Annotated in this window: 12 protein-coding genes; 9 read left to right on the forward strand and 3 right to left on the reverse strand. The window is 40.1% G+C overall.

Features of this window, described 5'->3' with window-relative positions; all coding sequences use genetic code 11:
• Positions 1-76: 76 nt before the first annotated feature.
• From nagX to FLL46_RS05180, 9 genes are all read left to right on the forward strand, one after another.
• Positions 77-1,201: a transmembrane glucosamine N-acetyltransferase NagX gene (gene nagX / locus FLL46_RS05140; RefSeq protein ID WP_142892406.1), complete on the forward strand. Its 1,125-nt coding sequence runs from the start codon at positions 77-79 to the stop codon at positions 1,199-1,201.
• 288 nt (positions 1,202-1,489) lie between these two features.
• Complete coding sequence (locus FLL46_RS05145) at positions 1,490-4,183, forward strand: TonB-dependent receptor (protein WP_142892407.1); 2,694 nt, start codon at positions 1,490-1,492, stop codon at positions 4,181-4,183.
• Positions 4,184-4,352: 169 nt separating this feature from the next.
• Positions 4,353-5,900, forward strand: coding sequence for a tryptophan halogenase family protein (locus tag FLL46_RS05150; protein WP_142892408.1), 1,548 nt, complete (start codon positions 4,353-4,355; stop codon positions 5,898-5,900).
• 43 nt (positions 5,901-5,943) lie between these two features.
• Positions 5,944-6,660, forward strand: a complete 717-nt coding sequence (locus tag FLL46_RS05155) for a SapC family protein (protein ID WP_142892409.1) — start codon at positions 5,944-5,946, stop codon at positions 6,658-6,660.
• 10 nt (positions 6,661-6,670) lie between these two features.
• Entirely contained in the window at positions 6,671-8,212 is a 1,542-nt protein-coding gene (locus tag FLL46_RS05160) for a tryptophan halogenase family protein (RefSeq protein ID WP_142892410.1), read from the forward strand.
• A 703-nt stretch (positions 8,213-8,915) separates the two neighbouring features.
• Positions 8,916-11,558: a TonB-dependent receptor gene (locus FLL46_RS05165; RefSeq protein ID WP_142892411.1), complete on the forward strand. Its 2,643-nt coding sequence runs from the start codon at positions 8,916-8,918 to the stop codon at positions 11,556-11,558.
• A 354-nt stretch (positions 11,559-11,912) separates the two neighbouring features.
• On the forward strand, positions 11,913-13,496 hold the full coding sequence (locus tag FLL46_RS05170; protein ID WP_210418594.1) for a tryptophan halogenase family protein: 1,584 nt from the start codon (positions 11,913-11,915) through the stop codon (positions 13,494-13,496).
• A gap of 74 nt (positions 13,497-13,570) precedes the next feature.
• On the forward strand, positions 13,571-14,278 hold the full coding sequence (locus FLL46_RS05175; protein WP_142892413.1) for a SapC family protein: 708 nt from the start codon (positions 13,571-13,573) through the stop codon (positions 14,276-14,278).
• Positions 14,279-14,340: 62 nt separating this feature from the next.
• Positions 14,341-15,903 carry a tryptophan halogenase family protein gene (locus FLL46_RS05180; protein WP_142892414.1) on the forward strand — a complete coding sequence of 521 codons (1,563 nt, stop codon included), beginning with the start codon at positions 14,341-14,343 and terminating at the stop codon, positions 15,901-15,903.
• A gap of 56 nt (positions 15,904-15,959) precedes the next feature.
• On the opposite strand, the gene FLL46_RS05185 is transcribed toward FLL46_RS05180, so the two are convergent.
• The 3 genes from FLL46_RS05185 to eda all read right to left on the reverse strand — a co-directional run bounded on the left by FLL46_RS05185 (position 15,960) and on the right by eda (position 18,305).
• Positions 15,960-16,205 carry a hypothetical protein gene (locus FLL46_RS05185; protein WP_142892415.1) on the reverse strand — a complete coding sequence of 82 codons (246 nt, stop codon included), beginning with the start codon at positions 16,203-16,205 and terminating at the stop codon, positions 15,960-15,962.
• A 422-nt stretch (positions 16,206-16,627) separates the two neighbouring features.
• Positions 16,628-17,659, reverse strand: coding sequence for a type I glyceraldehyde-3-phosphate dehydrogenase (gene gap, locus FLL46_RS05190; protein WP_142892416.1), 1,032 nt, complete (start codon positions 17,657-17,659; stop codon positions 16,628-16,630).
• A complete protein-coding gene (eda, locus tag FLL46_RS05195) occupies positions 17,649-18,305 on the reverse strand; it encodes a bifunctional 4-hydroxy-2-oxoglutarate aldolase/2-dehydro-3-deoxy-phosphogluconate aldolase (RefSeq protein WP_142892417.1) in 657 nt (218 codons plus the stop codon). Before eda ends, gap begins: the two co-directional genes overlap by 11 nt.
• Positions 18,306-18,323: the final 18 nt, after the last annotated feature.

Raw genomic sequence — 18,323 nt, forward strand, 5'->3', positions numbered from 1 at the left:
AAATATCTTAGTGCATAGCTAACTCGTATGTTAAGCAATAGAAACTTCCAAAAAAATTATTGATAAAACTTTATTTATGAAGACAAGCAGTACAAATAATCGACTTCTTTCGCTGGACGCACTTCGCGGTTTCGACATGATATGGATTTTAGGAGCGGAAGGAATATTCGCAGCGCTGTTTACTTTGACTGGGTGGGAGTTATGGCGAGTATTTGCTGAGCAATTTAAACATAGCCAGTGGCACGGAATTACATTCTACGATTTAATATTTCCGCTATTTATTTTTCTTTCTGGAGTGACTCTTGGGATTGCCGGAAAATCTCTATTAGGCGTATCAACTGAACAGCGTTTAAAAGTATATAAGAAAGCGCTTTTAAGGCTACTATTATTATGTTTTTTTGGGGTTTTGTATAATCATGGTTGGGGGCAAGGCGCGCCGGTCGATGCTGAGAAAGTTAGATATGCGAGTGTCCTTATGCGCATCGGTGTAGCCTGGTTTTTTGCGGCATTAATCGTTTGGCATTGTAATCTAATCGCTCAAATTTCTATTGCCATCGGCATACTTTTAACTTATTGGTTTTTTCAGGTTTTCGTGGCTGCACCGTCAGGTTTTTCAGGAGAACTTGTTGCCGGCGAGTCATGGAACTCGTGGTTTGATCAGCATTTTCTCCCAGGTATTACCTATCAAAACATGTCTCCCGATCCCGAAGGAATTCTTTCTCATATTCCGGCAATTGTGAATGCATTAGGTGGTGCTTTTGCCGGAAAAATTATTGTTCAATCAGCATTGCATACAAAACAAAAATTACTTTTTCTAACTGGGTTCAGTGCTACCTGCTTGTTGTTGGGTTACCTGTGGAGTTTGCTCTTGCCTTTAAACAAAACTTTATGGACAAGCTCTTTCACGTTGGTCTCTATTGGTTGGAGTTGCGTACTGCTAATTATTTTTTACTTTTTGATTGATGTACTTAACTGGCGGAGAGTTGGAATGTTTTTCGCTGTTATTGGTGCAAACGCCATTTTGTTATACCTGTTATCAAGCCTGTTTAATTGGCAATATTTTATAAATAGTTTATTGGGAGGACTAGTGTCGCGATTTGACAATTCTGTTGGTCCTTTATTAGCCATTGTTGCCTTGGTTTTAACGCAATGGTTATTGGCAAAATGGCTTTATGAAAAAAAGATCTTTATGCGTGTGTAGTTGAACGCATTTACGCAGAAAGTTAATAGTGACGTAAAATTTAAACGCTAAGTTATCTGTCCTTATTCTTAAACTGTACAAAAAAGTTACATTTTTCACTAGCTTTGAAATTAAAATCCATGTATTGTCTAAGAGACTAAAAATGACAGCGTTGTCAAAAAGATCAATAAAATAAAGATTTTAATCAAACTGAAATGATTTAAGTTAAGGCTAATTTTTGTTGGCTTCAATGTGAAAGTTAGCTTTTTTTTAAATCATTTAATTAAGGTACTAAAGAAGGGGGAGAAGATGTCATCTTATCAATTTAGAAAGCGCTTGCTTGCGAGTAGCATCGCGGTGGTGTTAGGCACTAGCCTTTCAGCATCGGTGCTTGCAGCAGAGGAAGCAAATAAAACCGAAGAAAACGAAGAGACAGAAAACGTCATCTTAATTACCGGTATTCGAGGAAGCTTGAAAACGAGCATTAACAATAAGCGAGCATCTAATGTTGTTATGGACTCGGTTACTCTTGAAGATATCGGTAAATTACCTGACGCGAATATTGCTGACACTTTAAGCCGTATTCCGGGTATTGCTGTTTCAAAGCAGTTCGGTGAAGGCGCAACGGTTTCTATTCGTGGCGCAAGTAACCAATTTACCTTGACCAATCTTAATGGTCAAAATATCGCCTCAACCGGTTGGTATTCACAACAAGCGATTGACCGTTCATTCAATTTCTCATTGTTACCATCTGAGCTAATTGCAGGAATCGACGTATATAAGAGTTCTCAAGCTAATATCGTTGAAGGTGGCGTTGGTGGAACTGTTGAAGTTAAAACTCACAAGCCGTTAAATCTGAAAGCGAATACCGTTTTTGGTTCTGTTAAAGCTCAATACTCTGATGGCTCAGGTGAAACCGATCCGCAAATATCGGGATTATACAGCTGGAAAAATGACGAAGAAACTTTCGGATTTTTATTTGCTGCAGCTAGTCAAGAATATAACCTTGAGAGAAAGGGTACTGAAGCACTTATTTCTTGGGGCGGGCGTGTTGCTGATGTTAATTTCCAGCAGGCGCGTGAACGATCTGCCTATGATTTAACGTTGCAGTTTGCACCAAATGACAGGTTTGATATGGCCTTGCATTACCTTGATTTAGAATTAGGTGCGGATAGTGTTAATACGGCGAACTGGGTACCTCAAATTGGTGGAAGAGCAGATACTGATGGTTGTCAAGCGACTATCCCTGGTAATGACGGTGCACCAGTTTGTGTTTTACGTACTACTACAGCTGCAGATGGGCAACAGCCTTTCTGGGATGTGCGCCCACGTAACGCAACAATGACATCAGAGACTATCGATTTTAAAGCAACCTATGCTGGCGATACCTATGAACTTTCAGGGCAAATCGGAAAAACTGAAGCGAAAGGTGGAACCAACTTTGAAACCAACTATGGTATTTTAAGTATTGATCCACAATTTGCAGCAGGCACAATTGATGCACGTGGCGACAGAGTAATCATGGACGTTCCTGGCTATGGCCCAAGTGATTTACCTGGTGCTGGAGACTATGCAACTTGGGAAGGGTTACAGACTAGTCAGGTAGTTAGCCAACCCAATCTAGACGAAGAACAATATATGCAAGTTGATCTCGATCTAGATGTTGATTTTGGGGCGATTAATAAATTGGAGTTTGGTATTCGCTCAACTGAACATGATGTTGAAATTAGAACATTCCGAGGCCAGTTTGCTAACGGTGTGACCTTCCCTGATGCTTCAACCTGGGCAAGTGGAACATTGGAAGCTGGCTATGATGGTAGATATATCCCCGCGCCAAATGTTGCTGCAATGCTAGCTCATACTCGTGCCAATATGACTAGTCTAGATGAGGATTTATCTGGTTTCGCAACTGTCAATGAAGAGAACTTCTCCGCTTACGCAATGGCTTCATTTGAAGGTGATTACTGGCGTGGTAATTTTGGTTTCCGTTTTATCGATACTGAAATTAGCAGTGAATATTATGGACAAACATTTACTGGTGGAAATGTTGTTTTCAGTAGTAGCACTCAAACTGATAAAGCAAGCTATGATGATGTACTTCCTAGCATGAACCTCGTTTATCAATTGTCAGATGATTCAAATTTAAGATTCACTGCTGCAACGGTAGTTTCGCGTCCGAATTACGATGATTTGTTTGCTAATTTGGAAGTTAGTGGTAGACCTGATGATAATGTTCCAGGTAATGAAGCATTGAATAAAGGAAATGTTTCGTTATTACCATATTCTGCCGACCAGTATGACATTTCGTACGAGTACTACTTCGATGATTCTTCTTTGCTCGGCGTGACACTTTTCCACAAAGAAGTTAGCGATTTTGTTCGCCCTGTTGTTGAATTAAACCAGTCAATTGGTATTGTTGCTCCTGACTTAGTTGGGTTGACTGCAGCAGAATTAGCTGCGCTTGGTTGTTCGTCAACTGACTGTTGGGATATTGAACGTTATGGCAACGGAAAAGGCGGCAGTATTTCTGGGGTTGAGCTTCAACTTATCCATGACTTCGGTAATGGTTGGGGAACTGTGATCAACTACACTTATAGCGATGCAGAAACTGATCCTGGTAACTATGCAGATAGAAATCCTGCATTTAGTGATAGTTCAGAAAATTATGTTAATTTAGTCGCGTTTTATGAAGGCGAAAACTTCAGCGCCAGAGCGGCTTATAATTGGCGTAGTGAGTTCATGGTTAGAGAAACTGGTTTCTATGCTAACCGTCTTCATGACTCAATCGGGACTTTAGATTTGAACTTTGACTATCAAATCAATGATAATCTAAAAGCAGTGTTCGCAGTTGTTAATGCAACAGGTGAAGATGACATTGAGACAGGTAACGATAACCCAGCATTGAATGGAAATAGTGGAGCGCCAAGATTTACTAATGGCTATCCAGTATCGTCTTACCAAAGAGACACGCTAATATCCTTGGGTATCAACTATAGCTTTTAATTGATATGTAAAGGTATTGCTTAATTAGGCCCAGCATTTTTAATGTTGGGCCTATTTGTTTTTGCTCAGTTCAATTTTTAAGACAATAAAAACAAACCAAAGAAATTAATTCTTCTATTTAATGTGATCTTTTTGTACTCTGAGCTTGAGTCGTATTTAGAGGAGTATCATGGCACATATCGAAAATATCATGGTTGTCGGCGGGGGTACTTCCGGTTGGTTGACTGCTGCTATCTTAGCCAGGAAATTTCACCAGAATCCCAATAGAAATATCCAGGTGACTTTGTTGGAGTCTTCTGATATCCCGACAATTGGCGTTGGAGAAGGCACTTTTCCGACGATGCTTAATACATTGCAATACATAGGTATTGAAGAGTCGGAATTTTTAAAGAGTTGCCAGGCGACTTTTAAACAGGGCATCAAGTTTGTTGATTGGCTAAAGCCGCCATCTGGCGATCAGCATTCTCACTATTACCACCTATTTAACCCACCAGTGCTTGCTAATGGCGTCGACGTTACTCGAGAATGGCTAGCGTATGAAAAAGATAAACCAGGTTATTCTTATGCTGTATCCCCACAAGCTTATATTTGTGATCAAAATTTAGCGCCTAAGCGAGTTGATACGGGAGATTACCGCTGGAAAACTAAATACGCTTACCATTTGGACGCCGGCAAGTTTGTTGAGCTGTTAAAACGGTTTGCAACAGAAAATCTTAATGTAAAACACGTCATTGCCACTGTTGGTCAGGTTGAACAAGAGCCAGAGACCGGAAATATTTCTGCGGTTGTTTGTGAACAGGGAATTCGTCGGGAAGCTGATTTTTTTGTGGACTGTACAGGGTTTGCCTCGTTGCTAATTGGCAAAACCCTAGATTCTCCCTTTGTGGACAAAAGTGATGTGTTGTTTGTTGATAAAGCAATCGCTATGCAAGTACCTTACCTTGATGAAAAGCAAGCAATTGCCAGCCACACAATTTCTACCGCTCATGAGGCCGGCTGGAGTTGGGATATAGGTCTTAAAAACAGGCGGGGTATCGGATATGTGTATGCGAGCAATTATACCTCGGGTGAACGTGCTGAACAGGTATTAAGAAACTATGTTGGTAGCCAGGCAGATAACCTGGATGTAAAAAAAATATCGATGCGTGTCGGCTACAGGGAAGAATGTTGGCGTAACAATTGTGTGGCGATTGGTTTTTCCGGCGGGTTCGTTGAGCCGTTAGAAGCAACTGCGATCTCAATGGTGGAAACTGGGGCAACCCTGTTAGCGGATCAGTTTCCTGAAGACGAAAATGCCATTCCCGCGATTGCTACTAAGTATAACCAGATATTCAAGTTACGCTGGGAAAAAATAGTTGAATTCATAAAGTTACACTATTGCCTAAGCCAGCGGACTGATAGCCAATTCTGGATCGACAATGTAAAATCAACGAGCATACCGAAGGCTTTATTAGAAAAAATAAACCTCTGGCGTTATTTTCCACCGGTTGAAAATGACTTTGCAAGTCGTTTTGAAATGTTTACGCTAGCTAGTTACCAATATATTCTATATGGTATGGAGTTTAAAACCGAGTTACAAAGCGCCTATCTCTCGGGCACTAGAAAGGAAGTGGCTGAAATGGTATTTTCTAAGATACATGAGCAAGGGAGCGTTGCTTTAAAGGATTTGCCCGACCACAGAGAGTTAATAGAAACATTGAACTCAAGCATTCGTTAGTATAAAAAGCCTAGTCTTTAGTCAAATTTCCATTGGAGAATTCATGCAAGAAAATATTGTTCAGTTAGATAAAGTCGAGCATTCTGATATTAAGCTCAAAAACAGTTTAGATTTAAAACGGGCGGGTTCAGGTAATATGTCGCCGGTTATAGTTCATGAAATCCCTCAGCTTTCGACTCAGTTCCCACTGATATTTATTAAGAATAGCAATACCGGTGAGTTTAACTGGGTTGCATTATTCGGACTTGAGTCTAAGCAAAACTTATTTGTTGAAAACGAAAAGTGGACCGGAAAAGAGATCCCCGCGATTATGACTCACGTGCCATTAGGCATGACCACACTACCAGAAGACAACGATAAATTGTTGGTTGTAATTGATACTTTAAGCCATTTGGTGAGCAAAGATGAAGGTGAAGCACTATTCAATGAGAATGGCGATGAAACTGAATTTTTGAAAAAACGCATTCAAGCGATGCTTACTTATCAACACCACGCAAAAGTAACCAAAGAACTTATACAATTAATTGTAGAGCTGGATTTATTGGAATCAAAAGAGTTTTCATTTGAAATTGGCGGGGATAAGAAAAACCTCGGTGGAATGTACTTAATCTCAGAAGAAAAACTCAACAAATTGCCAGACGAGAAGATACTTCTTCTTCAGAAGAAAGGAGTTTTAGGAGCAATTTATCACCACTTTTCTTCTCTCCATAATTTCAAGTCGTTGCTAAATAGATTGAGTGAAAGGCAAGGAGCAGCTTAAGCAAAGCATTATGATTAAAAGCATTGTTATTGTTGGCGGTGGAACTGCAGGTTGGATAACGGCAAATCACTTGGCGGTCGCGTTAGGTGGTGCTGGAAAATCTTCGGTGCAAATTACACTTTTAGAGTCTCCCGATATTCCAACGGTTGGGGTGGGAGAAGGCACAGTTCCGGCAATGCGCAACACGCTAGCCCATTTTGGTATACGAGAAACTGACTTTTTGCGCGAGTGTGATGCAACATTCAAACAAAGCATTAAGTTCGTTGATTGGGTACATAATCCTGGTGCTAGCGTGAATAATTTTTATCACCACGTATTTGATTATCCGGCTATTTACCCATTAAATACGGTTCCATATTGGCTTCTTGAGCCCAATAATTTGAAGTTTGCTGATGCGGTTTCATTACAAGGTAAAGTTTGCGACGCAGGGTTAGCGCCCAAGATGATTACTCATCCTGAGTTTCAAGGGGTTACAGAGTATGCCTATCACCTGGATGCAGGTAAGTTTTCACAATTGCTGGCAAACAACGCAGTTAACAAGCTTGGTGTAAAACATGTTAAAGCGAATTTAACTGACGTTGATATCGATGAAAGCGGTGACATTCAGTTTGTTAAAACAGACAGAGCTGGTGATTTGAAGGGAGATCTTTTTGTTGATTGTAGCGGCTTTAATGCACTCTTGATTGACAAGAAATATAAGGTTAAATTTATTGATCAAAGCCAACATTTATTTGTCGACACGGCTTTAGCAATGCAAGTTCCCTATCAAAATCCTGATGATCCTATTGCCTCTCACACTATTGCGACGGCGAAACAATCTGGGTGGATTTGGGATATTGGTCTATCGAGTCGGCGTGGTGTTGGTTACGTATACTCTAGTCAATATACCGATGATACGAGTGCTGAAGAGACCTTGAGAAATTATGTCGGTGGTGCTGCTTCCGAATTACAATGCCGTAAAATATCCATGAAAATAGGTTATCGCGAAAAATTCTGGGTGAATAATTGCGTGAGCATCGGATTGTCACAAGGCTTTGTAGAACCGCTTGAAGCAACCGGACTATTATTATTTGACGCCGCAGCAAAAATGTTGGCTGAGTTGCTACCAGGTCACAAACAAGATATGGCTAAAACGTCCAGGTTATTTAATCAAAGATCCACTTACACCTGGAAACGAGTTATTGATTTTATCAAGATGCACTATTATTTATCTCAGAGAGATGACTCAGAATTTTGGATCGATAATCGTAAAGCAAGTTCTGCACCGCAGTCATTACTTGAGGCGTTGGATTTATGGCATAATCGACCTCCAAGTGAATATGATTTTTTCTCACGGTTTGAGGCATTTAACTTAGATAATTATCTGTATGTACTTTACGGTATGGAATTTCAAACTAATATGAGCGGAATTGCCGGGCGCTATACTCAAGCTGAAAAAAGCCAAGAGTTTTACCGGCGATTTAGCCAACAATTTGACGAGTTAAAAACGCAATTGGAACCTAATCGAAAATTGCTCGGTCGAATCAAAAAGTATGGATTGCAAACTTGTTAATAAACAAAATAGTGATTGCATATCATTTATTTTTTGCTACGTAAAAAAATTATCCGAAGTTAATATTAAGCTATTTGAGCACAATTCTTTTCGTACTTCTTAACACTTAATCTATTTGGAAATTTCAGCTAACCTTCTTAGTTTTAGTATCTAAAAATATCTAGAAAAAGTTATAAAAATCGGCGCTCACTAGAAAATTTTGTTACTTACAATAAGAAAATTGGACTATTTATAATAGTTTTACGCGTGTTAAAAAATCTCAAAAAAGTAATACGCAATAAGTGACTTTAATTTAGTGATAATTTAATGGAGTAATTATTGCTGAGCTCACATTAAATATCTTATGTAACTTCATGAAAATTAAGTTTTTATCCGAACAAATCTCATTATTCAAAATTAAAAAATGTGAAGTGATTAAAAAAAATTACATTCAAATAGCGAACCTTTTTTCGACGAAATTTTTCACTAGCAATCAAATTAAAATCAGTGTATGGTTTATATTCAAATGATTGACAGCGTTGTCAATTGAGTCTAGAAAAATAAAAATTATCGAATTGAGATAATTTGAATTGAGACGAACTCGAAACATAGTTTTTTGGGAACTTTGTGTTTGAATTTGTAGCAGTTGTGTCTATGCTTGTTCCTAATTAAGAGCTGATGTTATAAGCCTCAATATAGAAAAACATTTTGAAGGGGAAATAGGATGTCATCTTGTCAATTTAAGAAAAGGCTATTGGTAAGTAGCATTGCGATGGCTTTGAGCGGTAGCTTCGCCACATCTTTACTTGCTGCTGAAGCAGAGCAATCTCAACAAGACTCGGATGATTCGGAAGAAGAAACCGTCATTGTTATCACCGGAATTCGCGACAGTTTAAAAGCAAATTTATCTCAAAAAAGACATGCGAATTCTGTCATAGAAGCCATAACAGCAGAAGACATCGGAAAGTTTCCTGATAAAAACTTGGCCGAGTCGTTACAGCGTGTTCCTGGGGTTACTATTAACCGTGGTTTTGCAGGTGAAGGTAACGAAGTTACCATTCGTGGTGTTGACCCTCAGCTTACCCAAACGCTGGTTAATGGACAGTTTGTTGCGTCAACTAGCTGGTTTTCCCTCGCTTTCAACCGGCGAAGTTTTAACATGGATTTAATGCCATCGGAAATAGTTTCTGGCATTGAAGTACATAAATCCCCAACCGCTTCACTTGATGAAGGTGGTGTGGGCGGTACAGTTATTTTAAAAACTCGCAAGCCTTTAGAGATAGAAGCCAATAAGTTTTTTGCTTCAGCAGAAGTAATGAAAAACTCATTTGAAAGCGATACCGCGCCAACAGTGAATGGTATGTACAGCTGGAAGAATGAACAAGATAATTTTGGTATTTTGGCAGCATACTCGCGAGCCGAAACAATTGGTTTTGGAAATAAGGCAGAGAACTACTGGGAAGAAGCCTGGTCGGCTTCCGGGATTTCTCAATTTCGCCAGGAACGAGTTCGAGACACCTTTGATATTAATGTGCAGTATGCAGTTAATGAGCGTTTGAGTTTTGATTTACACTATTTTGAGAGCACCTTAGAAGCCGATAACACCAATCAAAACTTTTTGCTTTTTGGCGGCTGTTGTAGTCCTACTGGTGGGTTATCAACTTTCGCTGCTGGCTCTAGCTCTACGGTTTCTCCGACGACTGGAATACCAATGGCGGGTACACTGATTGGCGGTGGTAGCAATTGGGTGCTAGCGCAAGATGTTAATAGTCGACGTCCAGAGCTGAAAAGTGATTTGGTAGATTTCACTGTTGATTATGAAGGAGACTCATATAAATTTCATGGGTCTGTCGGCTCAACAACAGCGTCAGGTGGTAATGGTGGAAATGTTAATTCCCTTTGGGGCATTACCGGGACTGACACACGTTGGTTAGGTAATGGGGGAAATGTCAGTGTCGACTTTGATATGACTTTAGCATCAGGGATGTTTGTTAATGTGAATGGCTTAGATCTCAACGACCCAAATTGGCAGGGAAACCTTGCTGCGTCACTCTCCGAAACTACCTTATATGATGAAGAAGACTGGCTACAGGTAGACCTTGAATTTGATATGGAGTGGGAGGTCGTTGAAACAATTAAGGTTGGGATGAAAGCTCGTGACCACAAGTTTGGTAAGTCTCAGACCAATTTTACTGTTGATACGAACGCTATTTTGGGGGCTAACTCGACGCTAGGTAGTTCCGGTTTTTACAGTGGCGGGATTAACGTTTCTGGCGTAATGGCCAGTGGTTCCGATATGGTTATTGCCGGTGTTGGTTCAGGGTTTGATTCTGCTGTCAGGTCGAATATAACAGGGGCAACTCCGCTTTATGCTGCCTTCGGTGATGTTGAAGAGGAGATCAGTGCATTTTATGTTCAGGCCGATTTTGCCGGTGACTATTACCGCGGAAACTTTGGCATTCGCTATGTAGAAACAGACGTGACGGGATCGACTTTCGCTGATGGAAATGATCCAACTTCTCGATTCAGCCGTACATCGAATTATTCCGATGTATTGCCAAGTTTTAACTTGGCCTATGATTTAGCTGAAGACACTATTTTAAGATTTTCTGCCGCGGAAGTGATGAGCCGTCCAGCGTATGGAACGCTCAATCCCGCTCTAGGTGGTATCAACCCCACCAGTAATGTTGCCTCGTCAGGAAACGTTGCAATTGACCCATTCCGTGCCAATCAATTTGACGCGGGAATTGAGTGGTATTTCGGCGATAACAATTTTATTGGCGCCGCGATATTTTATAAAGATATAGAGTCATTTGTGACCAGCGGAACGATTCAAGATTTAGTTTTTGAGCCGAATGGTGATCAAGGCGCACCTAATGATCTAGAGCTTTATACGTTAACAGTTCCAATTCAAGGAAAGGGCGGACATGTACAGGGAATCGAGTTAAATTATCAACAGTTGTTTGGCAACTTTGGCTTTATTGGGAATGTGACCATTTCTGATAGTGAAGGTGAAACAGATGACGGTAGTAAATTTGATTTACCGGGTAATTCTGAACTTTCCTATAACTTAACTGGGTTTTACCAGGTAGACGACTTCGAAGCACGGCTGACTTATACTTTCCGTGATGAATATCTGGCTGAAGGTACAGCAATATCGGGTTCTTTGGATGTATTCGAAGAGCAAGGATATCTCGATGGCGGCGTAACCTGGCATGTTAATGACTATCTTGACTTGAGTTTGGAAGGTATTAATTTACTCGAAGAAACCACAATTCAGAGACATGGAACAGGAACGCTTGGAACTAATCGGGTGACAACCGAAAATGGCGCTCGTTACTATATAAAAGCAGCAATACGCTTTTAACCTGCTTATTAAGGCCGGAAAATTCTGGCCTTTTTTAACTCTTCAAATATTACCTGCTATCAATATTGGGTTATTTTTTGCCGCCCTTTATTTGTTGTAAAAGTCGTTAGTTCTCGAAACAATAACCTGCAAAATGATTCTCCATATTGTAAATGAATTTGATTGTATTCGAAGCTCTTGATACCTTAATCAACGGACGCTATTAAGTTTAAATGTTTCTTGATAATTAGAATAAATTAATAAATTGACACGTCTGGCTACTCATTAATAACTTAACGGTGTGATCAATATTTAAATTGGGTGAGCTCAGAAAAGACTAATATTATTAACAATAATAAACATGAATGACACTTGATGAAAAAAGTTAATAAAGTACTTATTGTTGGCGGCGGAACGGCGGGATGGATAACGGCTGCAAAGTTAGCAAAAAACTTGCAAGCTGATTCTTCCGATGGCGTAGAGGTTACTTTAGTCGAATCTCCAGATATTCCAACCATTGGCGTCGGCGAAGGCACCTGGCCGACGATGCGTAAGACGCTACTTGAACTTGGTATTAATGAAGGTGAGTTTATGGCTTATTGCCAGGCTACTTTCAAACAGGGGACAAAGTTTGTCAATTGGAAAAAAGAACCTGGAGATAAGGCGGCTCACACTTATTATCATATGTTCAGTTCTATTTTCGATCCGTCCGATTTCAATTTAGCGCCATACTGGTTAGCTGGAATAGCCGGAGAAAATACAACATTTGCCACTGCGGTCAGTGCCCAGGGGAATACTTGCGATTTGGGATGTGCTCCCAAGAAAATTACTGATCGTCCTTTTGACGGTGTGCTTAGCTATGCCTATCACCTCGATGCGGGAAAGTTTGCGGAGTTTTTAACGCAATTTGCCACGGAGAAGTTAGGTGTTAAGTTAATTAAAGCGAATGCTACGCAGGTCCACTTAACCGAAAACGGTGACATTAAAGGGATCTCAGTTGACCGAAACGAACAAGGGGAAAGAGAGTCTTCTGAGAACATGGTTTTAGAAGCCGATCTTTTTGTTGATTGTACTGGTTTTCGTAGCCTTTTATTGGGGGAATCATTGAATGTCTCGTTTAAAAGTGTTGCAGACACCTTACTAACTGATACTGCGATTGCCATTCAAGTTCCTTACGAATCAGAAGATGCACCTATTCCCTGCCAAACCAATTCGATTGCACAAGAATCTGGTTGGATTTGGGATATCTCACTATTTAATCGTAGGGGGACTGGTCATGTTTTCTCATCTAATCATATGCACCCTGATGAAGCTGAATCTGTTTTAAGAAAACACATTGGTCCCGTTGCTAAAGAGTTAGAATCTCGGACCATCAAAATGAATATTGGTTATCGAGAAAAGTTTTGGGAGAAAAACTGTGTTGCCGTTGGTTTATCTGCTGCCTTTGTAGAACCTCTTGAAGCTTCAGCGATTTTCCTTATTGAAGCTGCGGGCAATATGTTAGTTGATATGTTTCCGAAAACGCGCGATGCAATGGACTATGCGGCCCAAAGGTATAACCAGTCTTTTCTATATCGATGGGAAAAAACAATCGAGTTTATAAAGCTCCATTACTATCTATCACAAAGAGAATCTAAATTTTGGCAAGACAACAAAGCTGACGAAACTGTACCTGAGGTTTTGCGAGAAAGAGTCGCACATTGGAGAACGCATCCGGTCAGTAAATATGAATTTGATAATGTGTTTGAGCCTTTCCCTCATGAAAGTTACCAATATGTTATTTATGGCATGGGTATTCACGAAAATGGTCGGTTTTCACGACAGCACTTATCGGATCAAAACAAAGCCATGGAGTATTTTAAGCGAGTTCGACAGGCGACAGAACTCATTAACAAAGATTTACCACAACACAGGGAACTACTGAAAAAAGCCTATCAGTATGGTTTTCAAACTCTGTGATTAGCAGCTATGCACCTAATTTGTACGAGGGATACTGCTTAGCGATTATATTAAATATAAAAGAGTGATTTTCTATGACAAAGTTTGTTCCTATCAACAAAGATACTCATAAGAATATTAGAGTAAAGCAGGATTTAAGTTTTACTCACGCGAAAAACAGCCACGTTTGTCCTTTGAATGTTCATGAATATATTGTGGCCTGTCATGAGTACCCAATTTTATTCGCTAAAGATTCGGATACTGGGCAATTTCGCTCGATTGTATTATTGGGTTTAAAACCGAAGCAAAATCTTTTTTATCATGAGCAAGGGTGGCGAAGTCGCTATGTCCCTGAATCGCTAAGAGCTTATCCGTTTTTACTAAGTCCTGACGAAAATAATCCGGATCAGGGCATTCTTTGTATGGACGAAGATTCTGATTTAGTGGGAGTCGATACTGGCACAGCATTATTTAACGAAGATGCTTCTCAAACGAAATATACAAACGACACTGGCGACTTTTTAGCGGCTTATAATTCTAAGTTACAGATAACTCAAAACGTCATTCAGTGTTTGTTAGACAATTCTCTTTTGGTCGCGCGTACATTGGAATTAGAATTGCCGCAGGAAGGTGGTTATAACCTTTCGGGTCTCTATGTTATCGACGAAGAAAAGCTCAATGAACTCTCTGACGAAAAGTTTCTCGATCTGAAAAACAAAGGGTATTTGCCACTAATTTACGCAGTTTTACTGTCAATGTCACGGATTGATAAGTTAATTAACTTGTCATCTCAATCAAATTAAATTAGTTGTTTTTCTTTAAATTTCTATGAAAGCTAGTCAGATTTAAAAAATGGGTGAAAGTAATGACTGAATCTATTGATCGAGTGTTAGTTGTCGGCGGCGGAACTGCCGGTTGGCTAAGCGCCGCTATATTGGCTCGTTCATTCAACAGCCATTTGCCCGGCGCAGTAAAAGTGACCTTGGTTGAGTCACCTGATATTCCTATTTTAGGTGTTGGAGAGGGTACCTGGCCGACGATTCGAGCGACATTAAAGAAAATTGGAGTTGATGAAAGTGAGTTTATGAAAGAGTGCGACGCCACTTTTAAACAGGGATCTGAATTTGTTAATTGGATGGCGACTGATGATTATACTACTCACCGATATTTTCATCCTTTAAGTGCTGTTTTTCACTCTGCTTATGATTTTAGCCTGGCCCCTTACTGGTTATCTGGTAGTGCAAACGATTTACCTTATGATATTGCTGTTGCCAGTCAGACTGCGATTTGCAAAATGGGTCTTGCACCGAAAAAGATAACAACGCCTGCGTATGAAGCAATTCAGAATTATTCTTATCACTTAAATGCGAATAAGTTTGCCGCTTTTTTAACGCGTCATTGTGTTGAAAAGTTAGGTGTTGAACATTTGGTCGCTAATGTAACGGATGTTGAGCTAGATGAAGCAGGGTTTATCCGGGCAGTAAATACAGATAATCATACTATCGAAAGTATTAGCGCAGATTTTTTTGTTGATTGCACTGGAGGACGTTCAATTTTACTAGGCGGTGCCTTAGGGGTTCCCTGGAAAAAAATTGACGATGTAATTTTTAACGACACAGCATTAGCGATGCAGGTTCCCTACCAAACTTCAGATGCTCCAATTGCAACCCATACAATAGCGACAGCACATGACGCCGGTTGGACTTGGGATATTGGATTAAGTAATCGTCGTGGAGTCGGCTATGTTTATTCCAGCCAGCATACCACTGACGAGAAAGCTGAAGAGACTTTGCGTCGTTATGTTGGAGAAAGTGCCGACCAGCTCGAAGCTAGAAAAATTAAACTTAATTTGGGTTATCGAACTCAATTTTGGAAAAGTAATTGCCTGGCTTTGGGAATGTCTGCTGCTTTCATTGAGCCACTAGAGGCGTCTGCTATTTTTTTGATTGATGCTGGGGCAACGATGTTGGCGGCGCAATTTCCACGAACGAAAAATGAAATCGCATTCGTAGAAAAGCAATACAATAAAACTTTTTCTTTACGATGGAATAAAACTCTAGATTTCATAAAATTACATTATTGTATCACTAACCGAAGAGATACTGAGTTCTGGGTAGATAATTGTAGAGAAGAAACGATCCCCGATAGTTTAAAAGAAAAACTATCTTTTTGGAAAAAGCATCCACCTGGGAAGTATGAATTTGACAATGCATTCGAGCCGTTTGTATTAGATAGCTATCTTTTCGTACTTTATGGAATGAATTTCGAAACAGATATTAAAAGCATCAAAGCAGTTTATGATCGTCACGCGGAGGCGCGAAAACGATTTGAAGAAGTTACAAAGCTTACGCAGTTTTTGTCGAGGGAGTTGCCAAAACAACGTGAGTTAGTAGAAAAAGTTTATCAGTATGGCTTTCCTGCTATTTGATAAAATAACAGCCATTTTGCATTGAAAAAAACCGATCCGAAGATCGGTTTTTTCTTTTATCGATAAGTGTGAATTTGGCTTGAGAGAGCATAACCACCAATTGCGTCATGCGCTGTCGCCGCGCATTGAACATGGCCATTATGAACTATCAATTTTTGTTTTGGTGCCCAAGGTGCCCCACCCAGTAAACTGTAGTAACAATGGGTGACTGGAGAACCTGCCGCTTGAGCCTGAAATGAAAATGAAGAAGCTGCGAAAGCTGCTGTTACTGTAAATACCATCGAGATTAATGTTTTTTTCATTTTATATTTCCTTCCTGATAGAAAAGTGTTTTATGTAAAACTACTGGTACTTCTTTATCCTTGTAGCAGGGTTACGATAATTGATATTTGACAGCGTTGTCAAAAATAATATTGGAATAAGGGATAGATATAATTAAATTGTCATGTGCGTCGAAATATATGGCGTTTAGCTATTCTTTTTTGAGATTTATTTTAGGTTTGACATAGGTGATAAAACAATAACATTCAAGGTTGTTATCTATCAGTCATTATTTCTGCAGGAAGCTTGGAAAAGTAAGCAACGCTTCAATTGATTAATTTTTAGGTTTGCTCACAACTAAAAATAATGTATGACATATTCAAGAAAAATGTGGCAGTTCCAGCTCAAATTCACCGAGGTTTTAACTGGAACTGCCGATTCAGGTATTTTTGATTTTATCAGGCTATGCAGCAAACTCCACATCTGCTTTTTCGGTTGCATATAGCGCCAGTGCATTATCGAGCATCCTGTTCGAGAATCCCCACTCGTTATCATACCAGGCCATTACTTTTACCCAGCGTCCGCTAACACGCGTTTGGGTTGCATCAAAAATTGATGATGCTGGCTGATGATTGAAGTCAATTGAAACTAGTGGTTCTGTATTGTATTGAAGGACTTTCCCAATATAATCCTGACAAGCATTTTCAATTGCTGAATTAACTTCCTCTTCAGTTGTTTCTTTACTCGCTAGAAAGTTAAAGTCGACCAAAGATACATTTAATGTCGGAACCCGGACGGACATACCATCAAGCTTTCCTGATAATTCTGGTAGCACTAGTCCAACTGCACCTGCCGCCCCAGTTTTGGTTGGGATCATTGATTGAGTGCTGCTTCTCGCTCGGTAAATATCTTTATGATCAAAATCAAGAAGATTTTGATCATTAGTCACTGCATGAATAGTCGTCATCGAGCCTTGTTCAATACCTATCGCATCGTTAAGGACTTTAGCAACCGGCGCTAAACAGTTGGTTGTACAAGATGCATTTGAGATTACCTGCATATCGGCTGATAGCACTTGATGGTTGACACCGTGAACAATAGTGGCGTCGGCTTCCTTAGTTGGTGCTGATACAATTACTTTTCTCGCCCCTGCTTCGATATGTTGAGCTGCGGCTTGTTTAGTTGTGAATCGGCCCGTACATTCAAAAACGTAATCGACTTTGAGATCGGCCCAAGGAAGGAGCTTAGGATCCGGCTGACTGTGATAGCTAATGTTATCGGTTGCTACCACCAGGTTGTTTTGATCTGTCGTGACAGGGACTGAAAATCGACCGTGAATAGAGTCATATTTCAATAGGTGAGCCGCGGATTCAATTTTGCTTAAATCATTGATTGCAACAATTTCAATCTGACCATTAAATTCGTTTTCGTATAAAGCTCTAAGAATGTTTCGGCCAATTCGGCCAAACCCGTTAATCGCTATTCTAAGTTTCATTTTTTGGTCCTCGGTGAGTGGTTAGGTTTGATACTTCCCGTGCTCTTCGTGTAACTTCTGGCCAATTTTTTGTATTGATCAGGTCTTTATCTGCCACCCATGAACTACCCACGCAGATGACGTTTTTTATTGTTAGGTATTGATTAAAATTCGAGTTGTTGATTCCACCGGTCGGGCAAAATTTTATATCGGGTAATGGACCTGCGAGACTTTTTAGCATATCCACACCACCAGCGGCTTCGGCGGGGAAAAACTTAATCAAGTTGTATCCTTGTAACTGAAGTTGCATTGCCTCGGTAGGTGTTGCTGCGCCAGGTAATAGTGGAATGGAGTGATATTTAGCTGCGTCCAGTAACGGTTTGGTGACACCTGGGCACACTAAAAATTGTGCACCTGCAGCTACAGATTTTTCTATTGCATCGACATTGTTGACGGTACCGGCTCCGACACACATATTGGGAATATTCTTTCTAATTTGCTCAATCGCGTTGAGTGCACAGTCACTACGCAAGGTTATTTCAATAATTGATATCCCACCTTCAATTAAAGCCGCAGCAAGCGGCACCGCGTTTTCGGCATCTTCAATAACGATGACAGGAATAACCGCTGATAATGACAAGTAATTTTCTAATTCATCTAAATTCATATTTGCTACACCGAGTGA

The organism is Aliikangiella coralliicola (assembly GCF_007004725.1).
Lineage (GTDB): Bacteria > Pseudomonadota > Gammaproteobacteria > Enterobacterales > Kangiellaceae > Aliikangiella > Aliikangiella coralliicola.